This window comes from Paenibacillus sp. FSL R7-0331 (genome assembly GCF_000758645.1).
In the GTDB taxonomy this organism is placed as follows: Bacteria; Bacillota; Bacilli; order Paenibacillales; family Paenibacillaceae; genus Paenibacillus_AQ; species Paenibacillus_AQ camerounensis.
Map to the genome: position 1 here is coordinate 4,341,386 of NZ_CP009284.1, position 17,251 is coordinate 4,358,636.

Below are 17,251 nucleotides of genomic sequence, written 5' to 3' on the forward strand. Positions count from 1 at the left end.
TTATCTTAGTTGTTATCCCATGCTTCCGGCAGAATGAAGCCGTCATATTTCTCAAGTCCCTTGATGTATTCCTCGAACGCCGGTGACTCATAAGCCGCCTTCAGATCCTTGGCCCACTGGGTGTTCTCATCCTTTTTGTTAACCGACACAATAATTCTGTGCTGCATAGGCGTGTTCTCGATTTTCAGCGCATCCGTAATCTTTCTGTCCGGCGAGTTGGCAATGTAGTTACCATTAACTACACCGTAGTCCACATCCTGCAGGGAAACCAGAATCTGTGCCGGGTCGAGAATTTTGATATCGATATTGAATTTGTCCGGCTCCATGCTGTTGATGTTGAAGTCGGCTACACCGGCGCCTTCCTTGATTTTGATCCAGCCCAGCTCCTCCAAAATGCGCAGCGCGCGCTCCTGGTTAACCGGGTCATTCGGAACAGCAACCGTTGTACCGTCTTTTACATCATCCAGCGTCGTATGATTTACGGAATACAGGCCCTGCGGAGCTCCCGGAACATAAGCAATTCCCGTCATGTCTGCACCGATTTCTTCATTAATAGCTTCCATGTAAGCTGTACTCTGGAAAATACTTGCGTCAATCGAGCCTTCCTTCATTGCCGGGTTGACCTGCATGTTCTGTGAGAAGGTTTTGATATCCACCTTGTAGCCCTGCTCCTCCAGAATTGGCAGAATTGACTGGCGGAATTGCTCTTCATAGGTTCCTACACCAAATCCGACGGTGATTTCCTTCTTGTCTTCTCCTCCGCTCTCCGCTTCCTTATTGCCGCAGGCTGTCAGCACCGCCATAACCCCGATCAGCATAACCAATAATAATTTCTTCATTACCTTCATCTCCTATTCCAATACTATGTTTTTAAATTGTACTAACGCCTCATCTGTTACGTTCAGGGGGATCGCACAGTTTGGCGAGAGAATAAACGGCTGGTCCTTCATCAAAGTCAAAGCATCTTTAGCCTGCTGCCTGATCTGCGGTATATCGTTTACGGCGAACAGGCCATGATCGACTCCGCCTACTTTGGTTGCTTTCAGATTGGCTCCGAGACCCGGATTGCCTTCGGCAACGGTATCCCAGCTGATGCCGTCGATCCGGTAATCGTTGAATTTCTCCGGCTGTGAATAGGCTCCGCAGGTATGCAGGATGTTTTTGCCGTAGCTGGCAGCTTCCAGTACGATGGAATCATAAGGTCTGGACAGCTCATCGAACATCGCTTCATCGAACAAACCAGGATGCGCTGTACCAGTCACTGCGTAGAACAAGCCGTCGGAACCCGCGTGCTGCAGCTCTTTTACATAATCGGCCAGAGTTAATGAGATCACATGCAGTGCATGATGCGCCGCCGCCCGGTGCTCTTTGAACAGTGATTCCAGTGTCACCGGCTGCTCGATGCCAAACACCGTCTTGGTTACATAAGCAGAGCGGCCTACGATAAACAGCAGCACTGTCAGTGGTGAGAATATCGTCTGAATCAGCGGCGTATCTGGTAATCCCAGGCGTATCTGCTTAACGGCCTCCAAGTGCTCCTGGAACACAGCCGTGTCCGCCGCTTTCTTCACTTCAAGCTCCCACAGGTTCTCTGCTGCCGGAATTACGGTTGTTTTTTGCCGGGGGAATACAGTCTGATAATCTGCAAAATCATACTGGTTACCCCACGCTTCAGCCAGATAGGTTGCTCTCGGATTGATTTTGACCCAGTCCCAATCATATTGCTTCGTGAAGGAAATGGTCGTTGCCGCCAAGTCCTCTGCGGTCTGTTCCTTATCGATAAAATGGCGCCATCCGCTGACAATCGGACGATCTGCCCGCTCTCCGGATAATAAGGCTCTGAAACGGTCCTGCTTACTCCAATTACTCATGTGCCGGCTACCCCCATGTTATATGTAGTGTTTAGTGACGGCGAATTTTGCGCGCCAGTGTGTTGCCCAAAGACTGAATGCCCTGTACCAGAATGATAAGGATAATAACTGTGGCTACCACGACTACGGTGTCAAACCGCTGGTACCCGTAGACGATGGCCAAATCGCCGACCCCGCCGCCGCCGACCGTTCCGGCCATTGCCGTTGCCCCGATCAGACCGATCGTTGCCGTCGTTAACGACAGAATCAGGGATGCGAACGCCTCGGGCAGCAGGAAATGCCAGATCACCTGAAACGGGGTAGAGCCCATGGACTCCGCTGCTTCGAGTATTCCCGGGTTCACTTCAAGCAGGGAGTTCTCAACCAGCCGTCCGATGTAAGGAGCGATGTAGATGATCAGCGGTACAATTGCAGCAGCTGTCCCAATCGAAGTAGAAACAATTGCTCTTGTTAGCGGAATAATGGCCACCAGCAGGATGATAAAAGGCAGCGAGCGTACGATATTAATGACCGGATTAAGCAGGGTATAGGCTGCCTTGTTCTCCAATATTCCGCCCGGACGGGTGATTACGAGCAATATCCCGATAGGAACCCCCAGCAGGGAACCGAAAAACAGGGACACACCTACCATTTGAATGGTTTCAATAAAAGCCGTTAAAAACTGCTCACCGGTTACTGTGGTTGAGAACATGCGGGTCCACCTCCTCTACGTCTACTCCATTGCTTTTCAGGAACGAGACTGCCTTGTTCATCTCTGCTCCCTCACCATCCAGCTGAATAATCACAGTTCCGAGTGTCTTCTCCTGAATCTCTGTTGTATTCGCGAATAAAATGTTGACCTTAACCTCGTTCGCACGGATCATCTCATAGAGCAGCGGTTCAGTGGTGGTGGCTCCGACAAAATTCAGCTTACAGATCCGGCTGCCGGTTCCGGTTTTTATGGATTTTTGTACACTAGGTGTTATGGTATTTTGAATGACGGTTTTCACAAAATTTTGCGTGGTCGGATGCTGCGGATGCCCGAACACATCCAGGACGCTGCCCTGCTCGATGATCCGTCCCTCTTCCATCACTGCCACCTTGTTGCAAATCTCCTGGATGACCGACATTTCATGAGTAATGATCATCACGGTAATGTTGTATTCCGCATTGACCCGCTTCAGCAGCTGCAGAATCGAACGGGTGGTCTGCGGGTCCAGGGCAGAGGTTGCTTCGTCACAGAGGAGAATGGACGGATTGGAGGCAAGCGCTCTGGCAATTCCCACACGCTGCTTCTGTCCGCCGGATAATTCATTCGGGTAGCTTCCGGCCTTGTCGCTTAATCCAACGAATTCCAGCAGCTCCGTTACCCGCTTACGGATCTCCTCTTTGCTCTTGTTCAGCAGGACAAGCGGGATCGCAACGTTATCGAACACCTTCTTGGATTCCAGCAGGTTGAAATGCTGAAAGATCATGCCGATATTTTTTTTGGCTGCACGCAGCTCTTTAACGCTGTAAGCCCCAAGATCATATCCATCGACCAGCACCTGGCCTTCAGTTGGCCGCTCCAGGTAATTGACCAAGCGGATTAGCGTGCTTTTGCCGGCTCCGCTATAGCCGATAACGCCGAAGATGTCGCCCTTTTCAACCTTCAGGCTGATTCCCTTCAGGGCTTCAATCGCGATCCCTTTCCGGGTGAATGTTTTGTGCACATTTCTTATTTCAATCATGTTCATTCCCCCTTATGCTTGCAGCTTCTCCAGTGCCTGTTCTGCCAACGCCGCAAAATATTTAGCTGCAGGCAGGATTGCCGCCTCATCTACATCAAACTGCGGGTGATGCAGCGCATAGCCCGGACCTGCTCCGATATTAACAAATGCGCCGGGAATCTGCTGCAGATACAGTGCGAAATCCTCTCCGCCCATCTGCAGCGCAATATCCTCAACCTTATATCCTGTATCCGAAGCGACCTGCTTCGTAAAATCAGCCCATTCTGCATGGTTCACTGTTGCCGGCGGCCCCGGATACCAGAGCAGTTTCGCCTCAGCGCCGGCTGCTGCCGCAATGCCTTCGATGATACGCGTCATCTGGAGCGGAATCTGGCGGCGGATCTCCTCATTGTAAGTGCGCACTGTACCTTCCAGTTCAACCAGCTCAGGAATTACGTTCCATGTGAAGCCACCGTTAATTCTGGTAACACTTAACACAACCGGCTCGATTGCGCTGCTCTGGCGGCTTACTACCGTCTGCAGCATCGTAATGATCTGCGCCGCAGTTACAATAGTGTCTACCCCTTTTTCCGGTGTAGCGGCATGGGCGCCAACCCCTTTTATCTTGATCTCGAACCGGTCTACGCCTGCCGTCAATGGTCCTGATCTTGTTCCAAACGTTCCTGTAGGCAGCTCCGGTGAATTATGCAGCCCGAATATGGCAGCTACGTCATTCAGACCTCCGGATTCCAGTACACTTTCCGCCCCGTGGCCTGTCTCTTCCGCCGGCTGGAACAAGATTCTGACCCGTCCCGGCAATTCATCCTCACGGGCCTTCAGCAGCAGTGCAGCTCCCAATATAACAGCGGTGTGGAAGTCATGGCCGCAGGCATGCATTTTTCCCGGTATTTCTGAGGCATACGGCAAGCCAGTCTGCTCCTCGATCGGCAGTGCATCAATATCACAGCGTATAGCAACAATTGGCCCGGCGCCGTTACCGATTTCCGCAATCAGTCCGGTTGCTAAAGGCAGGTCTAGAATAGGTATGTGAGCAGCTGTCAGCCAGGCCCGCAGCTTCTCTGTTGTTCTGAACTCTTCATAGGCCAGCTCGGGCTCCCGGTGCAGATTTCTCCGCACCCCGATTAATTCGCCCTCCAGCTCCTGATCATTCTTATAGGTAAGATTCATAGGTTCATAACTCCCCTTTCAGTTGGCAGAGGCTTATGCATTGACCTCAGCTTCAATCCCGCTCATCCGCTCAAGTGCCGTAGCCAGACTGTTCAAAATATGCTCCCGCATCGCTTGCTCTGCACCGTCTTCATTTCTGTCCGCGATCATCTGCAGGATGTCGTTATGCTCTTCATCCGCCTGCGTATTCCAGTCCCCGTGCAGGGAGACATAACGGCAATAACGGAGCGAGCGGTCTCTAAGCTGGTTCAGCACCTTTTCAAAGGTCATTAGCCCGCTTATTTCCGACAGATAATCATGGAATTCAAAGCCGTAGGAGACAAAATCCTGTTTCTCGCCGAGCTGAAAGGATTGCTTGATCTGTGTCATCATCACGGTCAGCTTCTGAATATCTTTATCGGTGGCATTCTTCGCTGCGCTTCTGGCGATATGGCCTTCCAGCATGCTGCGGATCTGAAAAATCTCTTCAACCTCTTTAAGCGATAACGGAGCTACCTTCAACCTGCCGTTGGGCTGGCGGACGAGAAAATCCTCGTTCTCCAGTCTCTGAATCGCTTCTCGTAAGGGAGTCCGGCTGACTCCAAGCATTGCCGACAGGCTTTCTTCATTGACCGCCTGACCCGGCTCCAGCTCGTTGTTAATGATTTTTTGCTTCAATGCATAGTAGGTATTATCCTTTGACAGCCTTCGTGATCGAATCTCCATACCTCTGATGCTCCCTATGTGAAAATGTACTTGATATCATTAAATATAATTGTATAATTGTATACAATTATTATTTTAGTGCTTTAACGGAGTAACTGACTGTTCTCGTTTGGAAAGTTTTCTCTTTTTTCAAGCTTTTTTCATACTATAAACCTATTATTCACACTAGTCAAGTATGATTTATAGGTGATAGAAAGTGCCTTATATCATAACCCTGTTACGAACCTTATTAATATACTAGCTATGTTATTCCTAATACCCAAATCCAAACATTAGGAGCTCACTAGAATGGTATACAAGCAGGATTTCGCACATGCTGGCAAATACGCTATCAACGTAGATGGTGTAAGTAAAACACTCCTCGGCACCAAAATTATCAAAAACGTTTCCTTTCATATCCCGTTTAATAGCATCTACGCCATTATCGGCCCTAACGGTGCCGGCAAAACAACCCTCCTGCGCCTGATCACCAGGCTTTTGCCGTTAGATCAGGGTTACATCCGTTACGGTGTTGATGAGCAGGCGGTATCGGTCCTTTTGGAAAATGACTACTTATTTGAAGCCAAGACCGGCATAGACAACCTGCGGGATTTCGGGATCTACCTTGGAGTAGACTCGGCACAGGTAGAATCCGCCGTTACCCGGTATGCCGGGCTGCTGCAGCTGAACTCCGCACTGGGCCGCAAGGTCGCCAACTATTCCAAGGGTATGAAGCGGAAGCTCTCCCTGCTGATAACATTACTGCGGGGTACAGATATTCTGATACTGGATGAATTAACGTCCGGCGTTGATCAGGAGTCCAGAATGGTCATACGGGGTGTGCTTCAGCAGCTAAAAGCCGAAGGCAAAACGATCGTCATCACATCCCATGATCTGGCGGAGGTCCGGAAGGTCAGTGACTGGATTACTATTCTGGTAGACGGGTGTAACGCTGAGGTTATCAATAACGCGACTTTTGACGGGGATTTGGAAAAACGATTTTTTGACACACTGGAGGAACTTAGATCATGAACCTTCATCCGGTTAACCGGCTTAACCTAAAAGATGTAATGCGCAGTCCCTCTTATCTGAGTATGGCTGTAATTGTACTGCTCGTTCCACTCCAGTCGGTTATACAGATATCCTACGGCAGATCTGATTCAGCTGGATATCCCTTGGCCTATACGCTGCTCATCTTGAATATATCAGTCTATTTTCTGCTAAATATGTTAACGGTTGGCCTGATTGTCATCTCGGAAAAGAGTACCGGACGCTGCGAATATTACCTCGCCAACAAGCTGGAGGTTCATCGCCTTACCTCGATCTACAGCCTGTCCTCCCATTTGCTGTGCATAGGGCCTATTGTGATTCTTAATATTCTCATTATGGGATACGCTTTAATTATGAAGCGGGAGAACCTGCAGGAGCTTTATTTCAGTACAGCCTTTGTCTATTTTGCAATCACTTTTCTGCTGTTCACCCGCTGTGTAACGAGTGTAATGACGCTGGTGTCTATGTTGTCCACAACGCCTGAGCGGATTCGTGCTATTTTGTCTGTTGGTTCTGTGCTGTTCGTATTTGCAGCAACGCTGACCGGAACACTCATTAATAAACTGGGGTTTATTCCCGGCCGCAGCGCCGTTATCTGGACTATCGGTTCAAGCCTGCTTTTGCTCACCATACTGTGTGCCTTAGTTCAGCATGTATTGAAGAAGAGATTAAGCAATGAAGCTGTGATTCTTTCTTTTAGATAATAGCTGCTCTGTACAAAAGATACAAAAAAGCCCCCGCCATTAGGCAGGAGCATATTCATACACAAACACTAAACCTTGAACAGCACAATAATCTCTGTCAGCAGCACCAGACCGGCGGCAGATACACCGAACGAGTTGATCAGCGTGAGCGCCTCCGGATAAGCTTCTTTACGAAACTGGGAGCACAGGGAAACGGTCCACAGCACGGTGAAAAAAAGAGCGACCGATCCGCAGCCCTGCTGCGCCAGAGCACGTCTTCTGCGCGAGAAAAAGGTGCCCAGCCCCGCAAAAGTAAGCAGCATATAAATGACCAGCTCCGCAGTTGAAATCGCGATTATCTCTCCGGCCGAAAAAAGATGCATTAAAGCGTACTGAATGCACAGCCCCATAAACACAAGCAGGTTAAAGGAAACTTTATGTAATCTCAAGTCCTATTCCTCCATTTGCGTAATAATGTATAGCAGCATTTAGATAACGCTTACATTATAATTGCAAAGAGTTTCCTTTTCTGTGATTTATGATTCCCTGTACCTAATATTAATCAGCACCCCTACCAGGCCGATAACCCCGTTCTGAAGTCATTTTCATCGGTCGTGTATTGCACATTGCTGTAGCCCTGTGATTGTGCATTCAAATACAGCTCCGCCAGCTTGTCCTGATCCTTGCAGTAAACCGCAGCATACACACAATCCACCAGGATCAGTACGAGTTGACAGTCACTTTCTATGTACTCATCGTACGTCTGAACATTGACCACCTTCGTCCCCTTCGGAAAAGCCTTCAAGTCGGCAAAAATGACATAGTACTCATTATTTTCTACAATATCTTTGAGCTCGGCACCATCCATGTCAAATAGCTGTTTAGGGAAAAGCGGATCTGTAAGGCTCCCTTCATTACAGAAATAAGCCTCCTCACCCCCGTTATACCATTCATAGGCAGCAGTATCGAACGGTTGCAGCAGCTCGCCCAGGAAACGTCCGCGCTCATTCGGAATCTCACAGGTCAATCCCCTATTCTTCATTCCTGCATCACTTGCAATATTCATTTATGCTCCTCCACTATCATCCAAGTGTCACTATAAGGCTGCTGATCAGCATTACTATCGAAACCGGCGCCCAGATTCTTCGTTCCCGGACGCTTTTGGTAATAAGATTTAGAACAGAAGCTATCACGGAAAAAGCGACTACGAACCAGACCGTCACATCCGCAAGCTCCCGCCAGCTTGGCAAAAGCATCTCCGCTTTACTTAGTACAATCAGCGCGAGCAGAGCAAGAATTACAATCTGGATTAGGCACGCCACTCGCAAAGGAACCGGAAGCCTTCCAGGAAACTTTCCGCCCATTGCATACTCTCCCCAAGGCATACCTGCAGCCAGTGCTGCCTGAAACAGAATGACTATGGTAATCAGGATTGAAAAGACGGTTGCTGCCAGGGTTATGGTCATTGTTGGTGCCTCACTTTTCTGGATGGGTTTGTTAGTACAAACGAATAGTTCAATCTAGTAAGTAGAGAACCACCCGATTAGCTCATCACTGTAAACTTTTCCTTAATGGTTCCGTTACCCTCTTCTTGTATAATGTGATTACTTACTTCTGCCCGTGTAATTCTATTTCCATTACAATCAATAAAATAATATTCGTTCTCCACATAACCATTATCCGGTTCTTTATTAGAGATCTTCAGAACGCCTGTAACGGGAATTTCAAATACATATTGATCATCAACCATTTTGATGTATTGATGAGATTCCTGTCCGTAAATAATTTCAACTGGTCCGGCAAATCCATCAGGTATTAAATAGATACATTGGGGACCCGCATCCACCATCATTGCTTCATAATCTTGATTAAAATCGATTTCATGATATACCTGAATTGACGTACCCTGCGTTTCTTTGAGGAAGAACCTGTTACAAATGTTGCAGCTCCATAATTCTCTAGGGGCATTGGGTAATCCATTTGCAGTATCAGCATCTGAAGTGTATTGATCCATTTCCCTATCAGTATACGCAACGTAATGTGCAAAGTTTGTCCGTTCTCCACATAAACAGCTGGTAAAATGATCAATGCGAGCTTCTGCCAGCGAAAACATCTTATCTACTTTATTAGTTTTAAAAGAATATACTCTTCTGCATAAGGGACAATTCCAGATATCATAGTCCTCATCTAAAAAAATCATTTCTGTATGGTTCTTCACTGCATTAATCCAAGTTTCATTCTTAAACACGCATATTTCAACATCGTTAGGGACAGCGCTATTCCCAAGCAATTCACCACAATTACACCTAAAATGCGCCATAACGTATGCTCCTTTTCTATTTTTTATCCCTTATCTCACGAAGAATCTCTTCAATTCCTTCCATCTTTCTTAACATCTTATTCTGATTCCCAAGCAGACCAGATAAACCAATGACAACAATAATTATAAGAATAATTTCCACTTTTACGCTCCTCTATCAGTTGAAACGGCTTAGAGTCATATACCATAACTATTTGCTGCGGCAATCATGGACTCCCATTTCAACAACGCAAGACACGCCGTCCTTATCAGCTTGGATAACAATAGTGTTAACAAGATGATTGGGGGCAACTCTCACAAAATGATGATCTGTTCCGGAAAAACCAAGCTCATGTAAAGCCGGCGCCAGATATTTCTTGATTAGGTTTCTGAAATCACTTGTTTTCATGGATGGAGTACCTCATGCCTAATATTTATTTTGAATACTCAATAATGGAAGCATGCGGAATCTCGCCGACCTGTCCTACCAAAGTTCGAAAAGCCATGCCGTGTCCGGTGATGATGACCTTTTGAAATCCGGAATACTTGTCGATTACCTGCTCCACCCGCTCCTTAAGCAGCTCTTTAGATTCCCAAACCCTGGGCTCCCCGGGAGGATAAACTCCATGATTTGCATCATAATCGTCCCCCAGTTCTTTAAGCCTCTCCAATGAATCATATTCAAAGGTTAGATCAGGCTGCCATTCCCTTAAATCGAATTCAATTTTTATGTCTAAACCAAGTTCTTTGGTTAATATAGCTGCTGTCTGCAATGCCCTTGGATAAGGAGATGAAAGTATAATTTCAGCTTTTTGTAAACGCTCATCCTGTGCTGCCGCATATACCTGCTCTACTCCTGTATCAGTAAGCGGTACAAGGTCCCGGCCATGCCCCTTTAGATTATATTGTTCGTTGATATCCCACTGAGGTTCTCCATGCCGAATAAGAAAGAATTGAGTCAATACGAATCCCCCACACATACATTTTTTGTATTACTTATTTCGCCTCTACCACTGCGCATTCCTGCCCTGAAAAATAGTCCTGTGCTTACCCTGCTCAACATCACACCACCGCCCACTCAATATGCTATACTTGTTCTGTTAGATGATCTTTACTAGTGAAGACGGCACGGCAGCATGAATTTCAGGAGCTGCAATTAGCTAGCACAATTCCAAAGCACATTTGATAATAAGGAGTTCACCGAATGAGTAAAGGTATTAGAATAGAAGGTTTTATTTTCGCAAAAGACGGTGATATCGACCCAGATGAGTTTTATGAAACGTTTATTGACCTCATGGAAGCTAAAGGCTGGCTTTTTGGCGGCGGGGTCAGATCCAGCAATGAGGATGAAGAGTAACGGCACAAGCGAATATGTACACTCTTCTATAACCTGCCAACAACACAAAAAGCACCGAAAATCTGCGGCTCCTTCCGCTTTCCCGGTGCTAATTACATATTTAGTACGCCTTTGAACAGGCTGACAATTATACACATCTCCGCCGACAAAATTGGCACTCACCGGCTCTTTACCGATCTCCCGCGCCCAGACGGACAGCCGGCCGGTATGGTGGATTTCGTGGGCAATCAGGAGCCGCATAACCTCTCAGACGGATGGAGTAAGCTCTGCCTGGCAGTTATTGCATGTTTGCAGCCTCCTGAAGAGTGTATGGTTAATAATCCGCAGACAGCATTTCCTCTACACGGTCGATCAACTGATGCAGTCCTGCTTCATCTGTAGCATACTGAGAGATATCTCCTTCAAGCTGCTTGCCGACCTGTTCCCTTTCAAAGGTAACGCTGTAGGTTACACTGCCATTTTGATTGGTATCATCTGTGAGCGGGTAGGTGACGGCCCCCATCCGGTCAGTAAGGATATAGGTTATACTGTCCACGTTGTCAATCAGGCTAAAAAGCAAAATGGAATTGCGGTAGAACGCATCGCCGCTGATCGCACCGTTTTTGGTCACACCGGCTGAATCCTGCATGTCATATTTAATAGTCAAGCCATACGGCGGAGCCACCGTCTGGAGCTCCATCCCCGCAGCCTCCAAACCTTCCGGCACCGGCAAGCCGCCGATAATTCCGCCAACCTTGCTGGCAGCACCCACGTAGGGTGTGCGGTTTTTTAGCAGCTGCTCCACGTTGTAGCCTTTATAAGACTGCTGTACCGGAGACACTTCAGGCTTGGGGTTAACTATACAGACAGCAAGGATAACGGTGATTAGGACAAATGTACATGCGGTGATCCAAGGGGACGGCTGGCGGTAGGTGAGAATATTTTTGATTCTGGATTTCACATTCCCCTCGCCAAAAGCAAGCGGACTCCCTGCCGGAACTCCCCTTTTACCTGTTGCAAGTGTAAGTAAAGAAGTTGAGTAGCTCCCTTTAATCCCGCTGCCCAGCTTCCGGACGACCGTTTCATCGCACGACATCTCCATATCTTTGCCCATAAGCGCGTACGCCAGCCACATGAAGGGATTGAACCAGTGAAGGATGAGCAGCAGGAAGGCAAAGGGCTTAATCAGATAATCCCGCCTGCGGATATGCGTCTGTTCGTGCAGTATGATATAGGGCAGCTCCTGACTGCTCATTCCGGTAGGAACGTAAATCTTCGGCTTAATAAAACCGCACACAAAAGGCGCCGCAATCTGGTCCGACTCATAAATATTCTCTTTAACACGCGTTGCTGTCCGTACTCGTGCCGTAATGCGCACGTACGATACAATGCTGTACAGTAAAAGAGCTGCAACGCCTGTCAGCCAGATCATACTTCCCGTCCACAGGATAAGCTGCAGCGGATTTACACTGGCGGTCTGGACAGCACCCGGAAGTGAGCTGTTAATCAGCCTGCTTACTCCGTTAATACCGGCATCTACTGCCGGCTGGAGCTGCAAACCAATACCTGGCGGTACAAAATTCATAAGCCCTGCTCCCGCCCCTGTCTGTGAATGAGGCTGGAACAGCCGCAGCAGACTGAAATCTGAAGTAAAGCTGACGGGCAGAACCAGTCTGATTGCTACAGCAGACCATAACAGATAAGAGAATATTTTGGGGGCTCTCCGTAAAAATACCCTTACCAATAGCACTGCAGCTGCCACATAACCCGCTGTGATACTCATATTTAGGACAGAGATGAACCACTCCGTAATCATCGGGTCGCCTCCTCAATGATCCGCTTCAGCTCCTCCGCCTCCTTTTCGGACAGCTTCTTTTTGCCCAGAAAAGCGGTTAGAAATTGCGGCAGCGATCCGCCAAAGGCTTTTTCCACTACCGTCTCGCTTTCGTATTGCTGTGCCTCTGCTTTTTTGATAATAGCTGTAACGGTTGCATCTTCATTCTTCAGAATTCCCCGCTCACACAGCTTTCTGAGTACTGTATAAGTCGTGGATTTCTTCCAGCCCAGCTTGGTCTGGCTCAGCTTCACCAGCTCTGTTGAATTAATCGGCTCGTTATCCCAGATCAGGCAGGCAAACTTATATTCGGCATCGAACAATTTGTAGGTTTCCATGCAGCTCCTCCTCATTTCAAGTTTACTGTAGTAAACCTCATGTAATGAGTTTATTGCAGTAGACCTCGAAAGTCAAGCCGCTGCTCAGCTCTTTGGCAGACTCACCGGCATTGCCGTTCCGGAAATCCTGATCAGTCTCGCTCCAAGCACAACAAACCACGCTGCAAAAGCCAGCTGACATATAAACGTTGCCGTTGTCCCGGTCAGCCAGGGGAAAGATCCGATTAGATCAAGTATCCCGGCAGCAAAACCCAGATAGGCACAGGGCCTGCCGAGCGGGCTTTTCAGGGTAACCAAGCTCAGTATAACCGTTGCAATTCCCATGATAAGGGCCACCGTGTGCAGCCCTCCGTAATACAGGCTGAACATCAGCTTAAGGCTCTCAGCGGATAATTCAATCTTGAATACAGGGTAAACCACCCTCCCGAGGATGATGACGAGCAGTATGTAAATAGGAATGCTAAGTGCCAGAAGTGCGCAGCCCAGCAGGGTTGTAGTCATATCGGTCTTTACCAGAACATGATATAGCGCCGCAATAGCCGGAATCAGACACAGCGGGGCAAAGAAGAGCAGCTCATCCGCCATGGACATATTAAATTTCCACTCGGCCAGCCATGTCACCAGCTCAGCATCAGAGGTCGTTGGAGGCGATGGCACCGGCAGCATAAACAGATACTGTATAAAAAAGAGGACTCCCGCCAGAATCAGCGCAATGCCGCCGAACTGTACGGCACTGGGCTTCAATTGCATGTGCTTCAGCTCCATCCCTGGTTCATTTAGAGGTAAGGCTTAGTTAAACAGCTCCAACAGATCACAGAAACGGTTAATCGTATAATCCGCACCGCTCACCTCTCCAAATCCATAGCTTGCAAAAACAAACGGAATTCCGGCAAACGCTGCGGCCTTCTGGTCCCCTTCCGTATCGCCCACGTAGACTGGACTCTCCAGATTGTTTCTTTGCATGATCAGCTTGATATTCTCCCCCTTGGGCAGCCCTGTCCGGCCCGGATTCTCATAGTCCGCGAAGAACCTGCCTAGCTGATGATACTCGTAAAAAGCCTCGATATATCCCTTCTGACAGTTGCTAACGATGAACAGCTTGTATTGTGCCGATAAAGCCGTAAGCACTGCTTCAAGCTCTTCATATAACAAGCCGCCCTGCTTAGCCAGGTAATGACACTCGGCTTCACAGCACTCGTCCAGAAGCTTTTGCTGCATTGCCTCTTCCATACCGGGAAGCAGGATTGTGCCAACCTCGGCAGGCTGCAGGCCCATAATCCCCTGTAAATTTTCCTTGGTGATAACATGCGGAATGTCTGCATACTTGCGAAGCACATCATTCCACGCCACCGTCACCACCTCCGAAGAATCCCACATCGTTCCGTCCAGATCAAAAATAATGCTGTCCATGTTAGCCTCCGATACTTTATTTTTCTTCATTATCCGGCTTACTATTTGATTGTTCACTCTGATATTTTAATGGATTGCAGCTGGGGTTTTGCTCCGATCCGCTTATCGAAGGTAATAAAGTATTGATGATTTACTTCAACTACCCCAGATATATCAACCGACGTCTTCAATGTTCTGATCTGCCCGCTCAAATTTACAAACTGAAGCTGTTTGTCATTTATCGCTGTGGCTTTTGCAACTTCGGAGGTGGATGACCTGAGAGAATTCCAGAATAAGTACAATAACAGTATTGTGATTAAAATTCCAAAGGCTTTAGATTTTGAAATCATTGTCCAGCTCCTTGATCATTATTTGCACCGGAAAGTTGCAACTTAGTCTCTTAGTCTCTAATTACAGAGCTTTATCAAACTCCGCTCCTTTTCCGCTGTACAAATAGGTGTATTCTCCATATTTGTACATTTCAGAATCAGAATAGTACTTATTTATTAAGTAAAGAACCTGATTGCGGTACAAGACCGCCTCCTCCATCAAAGAAGCGCCGATTGTTCCGGTTCCGTATGGGCGATCTTTGCCTGGCGCTACAGAGGTATCTGTCCAGTCTGTCCATTCCAGCGTCGATCCCGCTTCAACAAAAGCCTCATACCTCTTCTTATATTCCTTCAATATGTTTTTATCTTCTTCAAACTGGTACTGCTTCGATAACTCTTCGAATAGATGGTTCCATTCCGCCTCCCAGGCAGCCACATATGCATGAGCTACATACCTCACCTCAGCTGTAGCCGACGCTTTTTTGATATCTTCACTGAAAGCACGGTCTATCGGGTTATCTGATGCTGTATCTTTGTCACTCTTTCCGCTGCAGCCAGCGCTAACAAATACCAGTAACATAATTGCCAGCAGGCTTATAAGGCTGCGTTTACTGTTTTTAATAATCATAGCCACTCTTCTTTCTTCGCTTTCGGCCTGCCTGTATCTCTTCTCTCATAACGCCTCCCCTAAGCTCCGGTACCCAATATATTAACAGCTACAGCTCCGCTTACATATAAAGGATTATACAATCCGCCGCTCCACGCAAAAACGGGCCGCCTCACCGAGGCAGCCCGTCACACAGCTTATCATATTAGAATACTTTTGTAGTCCACGACTCACAGTTCCACGTATCGGTTACGATGTCGCGGTAGAACTCCGGTTCGTGGGAGATCAGCAGGATGCTGCCCTTGTACGCTTTGAGCGCACGCTGCAGCTCTTCCTTGGCATCAACGTCAAGGTGGTTCGTCGGCTCATCGAGTACGAGCAGGTTGGATTCGCGGTTGATCAGCTTGCAGAGCCGAACTTTGGCTTTTTCGCCGCCGCTCAGAACCGCGATCTTGCTCTCGATGTGCTTGGTGGTCAGGCCGCACTTGGCAAGCGCCGCGCGGATTTCGAACTGGGTGAAGGAAGGGAACTCCGTCCATATCTCTTCAATACAGGTGTTGTAGTTGGCATCCTTCATCTCCTGCTCGAAGTAGCCGATTTCCAGCAGGTCGCCAAGTCTGGCGGAACCGGAAAGGGTCGGGATCTGGCCCAGAATGCTGCGCAGCAGTGTCGTTTTACCGATACCGTTGGCGCCGACGAGCGCGATCTTTTGTCCCCGTTCCATGCTCAGGTCAAGGGGTCTTGAGAGCGGAGAATCATAACCAATAACCAGATCCTTCGTCTCAAATACAACCTTGCCGGAAGTACGGCCCTGCTTGAAATTGAACTGCGGCTTCGGCTTCTCCTTGGCCAGCTCGATGACTTCCATCTTGTCCAGCTTCTTCTGGCGTGACATCGCCATATTACGGGTAGCCACACTCGCTTTATTCCGGGCAACGAAGTCCTTCAGGTCTGAGATTTCCTGCTGCTGACGCTTGAACGCAGATTCAAGCTGCGACTTCTTCGCCTCATACACCTGCTGGAAATACTCATAATCCCCAACGTAACGGGAAAGCGACTGATTCTCCATATGGTAGATCAGGTTGATTACGCTATTCAGGAACGGAATATCATGGGAGATCAGAATGAACGCATTCTCGTATTCCTGCAGGTAACGCTTCAGCCAGATGATATGCTGCTCATCCAGATAGTTCGTCGGCTCATCGAGGAGCAGAATGTCCGGCTTCTCCAGCAGCAGCTTCGCAAGCAGTACCTTGGTGCGCTGTCCGCCGCTCAGATCGTGAACATCCTTGTCCAGACCGATGTCGGTCAGGCCGAGACCGCGGGCGGTTTCGTCGATTTTGGCGTCGATCATATAGAAGTCCTGGTTAGTCAGCGTATCCTGAATGGTACCGACATCCTCCAGCAGCTGCTCCAGCTCCTCTGGAGTGACATCGCCCATCTTGCCGTACATATCATTCATTTCCTGCTCCATATCGAACAGGTACTGGAAGGCGCTGCGCAGCACATCACGGATCGACTGTCCCTTAGTCAGCGCGGCATGCTGATCCAAATAACCGGCACGCATACGCTTAGCCCATTCTACCTTGCCTTCGTCCGGCTGAAGCTTACCGGTAATAATGTTCATGAAGGTAGACTTTCCTTCACCGTTGGCTCCAATCAGACCGATATGCTCACCCTTCAGCAGGCGGAAGGATACATCCGTGAAAATCGCCCGGTCACCAAACCCGTGACTCAGCTTCTCTACATTTAATATGCTCATGAAGTTAACACCTTTTCCTTTACAAAGTATACTCGTCATATTATAAAGGTTTTGGGGCCGCAACTCCAGAAGGGATTGAAAATATTTGCAGTAAAATATATTTGATTTTTACATAGGCATTTTCAGCATTTTCAGGTAATCTATTAGAGTTGAATTTGGAAGCTGCTATGTAATAGAATGAATTAATTAAAGT

General features: G+C 48.0%; 23 protein-coding genes and 1 pseudogene. 3 read left to right on the forward strand and 21 right to left on the reverse strand.

Annotation, left to right across the window (positions count from 1 at the left end; translation table 11 throughout):
• Positions 1–5: 5 nt before the first annotated feature.
• Genes R70331_RS18555 through R70331_RS18580 form a run of 6 tightly spaced genes read right to left on the reverse strand, consistent with a single transcriptional unit; the run spans position 6 to position 5,452 of the window.
• Positions 6–839 carry a MetQ/NlpA family ABC transporter substrate-binding protein gene (locus R70331_RS18555; protein ID WP_042177784.1) on the reverse strand — a complete coding sequence of 278 codons (834 nt, stop codon included), beginning with the start codon at positions 837–839 and terminating at the stop codon, positions 6–8.
• A 12-nt stretch (positions 840–851) separates the two neighbouring features.
• Positions 852–1,871 carry a uroporphyrinogen decarboxylase family protein gene (locus R70331_RS18560; RefSeq protein ID WP_042177787.1) on the reverse strand — a complete coding sequence of 340 codons (1,020 nt, stop codon included), beginning with the start codon at positions 1,869–1,871 and terminating at the stop codon, positions 852–854.
• Between the two features lie 31 nt (positions 1,872–1,902).
• Positions 1,903–2,562, reverse strand: coding sequence for a methionine ABC transporter permease (locus R70331_RS18565; protein WP_042177790.1), 660 nt, complete (start codon positions 2,560–2,562; stop codon positions 1,903–1,905).
• Positions 2,537–3,580, reverse strand: coding sequence for a methionine ABC transporter ATP-binding protein (locus R70331_RS18570; protein WP_042177793.1), 1,044 nt, complete (start codon positions 3,578–3,580; stop codon positions 2,537–2,539). Before R70331_RS18570 ends, R70331_RS18565 begins: the two co-directional genes overlap by 26 nt.
• A gap of 12 nt (positions 3,581–3,592) precedes the next feature.
• Positions 3,593–4,747: an amidohydrolase gene (locus R70331_RS18575; protein WP_042177795.1), complete on the reverse strand. Its 1,155-nt coding sequence runs from the start codon at positions 4,745–4,747 to the stop codon at positions 3,593–3,595.
• A gap of 33 nt (positions 4,748–4,780) precedes the next feature.
• Positions 4,781–5,452 (reverse strand): GntR family transcriptional regulator, encoded by a 672-nt coding sequence (locus R70331_RS18580; protein WP_042177798.1) that lies wholly within the window; start codon positions 5,450–5,452, stop codon positions 4,781–4,783.
• Positions 5,453–5,740: 288 nt separating this feature from the next.
• Between R70331_RS18580 and R70331_RS18585 the strand changes: the two genes are divergently transcribed.
• Entirely contained in the window at positions 5,741–6,463 is a 723-nt protein-coding gene (locus tag R70331_RS18585; protein ID WP_052419111.1) for an ATP-binding cassette domain-containing protein, read from the forward strand.
• Positions 6,460–7,185, forward strand: coding sequence for a hypothetical protein (locus R70331_RS18590; RefSeq protein ID WP_042177801.1), 726 nt, complete (start codon positions 6,460–6,462; stop codon positions 7,183–7,185). Before R70331_RS18585 ends, R70331_RS18590 begins: the two co-directional genes overlap by 4 nt.
• A 68-nt stretch (positions 7,186–7,253) precedes the next feature.
• Here the strand turns inward: R70331_RS18590 and R70331_RS18595 are convergent, their stop codons facing one another.
• The 7 genes from R70331_RS18595 to R70331_RS18620 form a co-directional block, all read right to left on the reverse strand.
• Positions 7,254–7,613, reverse strand: a complete 360-nt coding sequence (locus R70331_RS18595; RefSeq protein WP_042177803.1) for a hypothetical protein — start codon at positions 7,611–7,613, stop codon at positions 7,254–7,256.
• Positions 7,614–7,735: 122 nt separating this feature from the next.
• Complete coding sequence (locus tag R70331_RS18600; RefSeq protein WP_231576313.1) at positions 7,736–8,230, reverse strand: DUF2691 family protein; 495 nt, start codon at positions 8,228–8,230, stop codon at positions 7,736–7,738.
• A gap of 16 nt (positions 8,231–8,246) precedes the next feature.
• Positions 8,247–8,630 (reverse strand): hypothetical protein, encoded by a 384-nt coding sequence (locus R70331_RS18605; protein WP_042177806.1) that lies wholly within the window; start codon positions 8,628–8,630, stop codon positions 8,247–8,249.
• Positions 8,631–8,707: 77 nt separating this feature from the next.
• Positions 8,708–9,484 (reverse strand): DUF8617 domain-containing protein, encoded by a 777-nt coding sequence (locus tag R70331_RS30590; protein WP_052419112.1) that lies wholly within the window; start codon positions 9,482–9,484, stop codon positions 8,708–8,710.
• 16 nt (positions 9,485–9,500) lie between these two features.
• Positions 9,501–9,626: a hypothetical protein gene (locus R70331_RS32325; protein ID WP_269322197.1), complete on the reverse strand. Its 126-nt coding sequence runs from the start codon at positions 9,624–9,626 to the stop codon at positions 9,501–9,503.
• A gap of 48 nt (positions 9,627–9,674) precedes the next feature.
• Complete coding sequence (locus R70331_RS18615) at positions 9,675–9,872, reverse strand: DUF4304 domain-containing protein (RefSeq protein ID WP_042177808.1); 198 nt, start codon at positions 9,870–9,872, stop codon at positions 9,675–9,677.
• Positions 9,873–9,897: 25 nt separating this feature from the next.
• Entirely contained in the window at positions 9,898–10,425 is a 528-nt protein-coding gene (locus R70331_RS18620; protein WP_042177813.1) for a histidine phosphatase family protein, read from the reverse strand.
• Positions 10,426–10,667: 242 nt separating this feature from the next.
• On the opposite strand from R70331_RS18620, the gene R70331_RS31895 reads away from it, so the two are divergent.
• Positions 10,668–10,820, forward strand: coding sequence for a hypothetical protein (locus R70331_RS31895; RefSeq protein ID WP_197071348.1), 153 nt, complete (start codon positions 10,668–10,670; stop codon positions 10,818–10,820).
• Positions 10,821–10,961: 141 nt separating this feature from the next.
• Here the strand turns inward: R70331_RS31895 and R70331_RS31155 are convergent.
• The 8 genes and pseudogenes from R70331_RS31155 to R70331_RS18655 form a co-directional block, all read right to left on the reverse strand.
• Positions 10,962–11,066, reverse strand: a pseudogene (locus R70331_RS31155) (DinB family protein); the annotation flags it as partial.
• Between the two features lie 67 nt (positions 11,067–11,133).
• Positions 11,134–12,615 (reverse strand): M56 family metallopeptidase, encoded by a 1,482-nt coding sequence (locus R70331_RS18625; RefSeq protein ID WP_042177815.1) that lies wholly within the window; start codon positions 12,613–12,615, stop codon positions 11,134–11,136.
• On the reverse strand, positions 12,612–12,971 hold the full coding sequence (locus tag R70331_RS18630; protein ID WP_042177817.1) for a BlaI/MecI/CopY family transcriptional regulator: 360 nt from the start codon (positions 12,969–12,971) through the stop codon (positions 12,612–12,614). Before R70331_RS18630 ends, R70331_RS18625 begins: the two co-directional genes overlap by 4 nt.
• A gap of 84 nt (positions 12,972–13,055) precedes the next feature.
• Positions 13,056–13,721: a hypothetical protein gene (locus R70331_RS18635; protein WP_042177819.1), complete on the reverse strand. Its 666-nt coding sequence runs from the start codon at positions 13,719–13,721 to the stop codon at positions 13,056–13,058.
• Between the two features lie 39 nt (positions 13,722–13,760).
• Positions 13,761–14,381 carry an HAD family hydrolase gene (locus R70331_RS18640; RefSeq protein ID WP_042177821.1) on the reverse strand — a complete coding sequence of 207 codons (621 nt, stop codon included), beginning with the start codon at positions 14,379–14,381 and terminating at the stop codon, positions 13,761–13,763.
• A 53-nt stretch (positions 14,382–14,434) separates the two neighbouring features.
• The gene (locus tag R70331_RS18645; protein WP_042177823.1) at positions 14,435–14,710 is read right to left on the reverse strand and encodes a hypothetical protein; all 276 of its coding nucleotides are present in this window, start codon (positions 14,708–14,710) and stop codon (positions 14,435–14,437) included.
• Between the two features lie 61 nt (positions 14,711–14,771).
• Positions 14,772–15,317: a hypothetical protein gene (locus R70331_RS18650; RefSeq protein WP_042177825.1), complete on the reverse strand. Its 546-nt coding sequence runs from the start codon at positions 15,315–15,317 to the stop codon at positions 14,772–14,774.
• 184 nt (positions 15,318–15,501) lie between these two features.
• Positions 15,502–17,058 (reverse strand): ABC-F family ATP-binding cassette domain-containing protein, encoded by a 1,557-nt coding sequence (locus R70331_RS18655; protein WP_039874528.1) that lies wholly within the window; start codon positions 17,056–17,058, stop codon positions 15,502–15,504.
• Positions 17,059–17,251 lie beyond the last annotated feature (193 nt).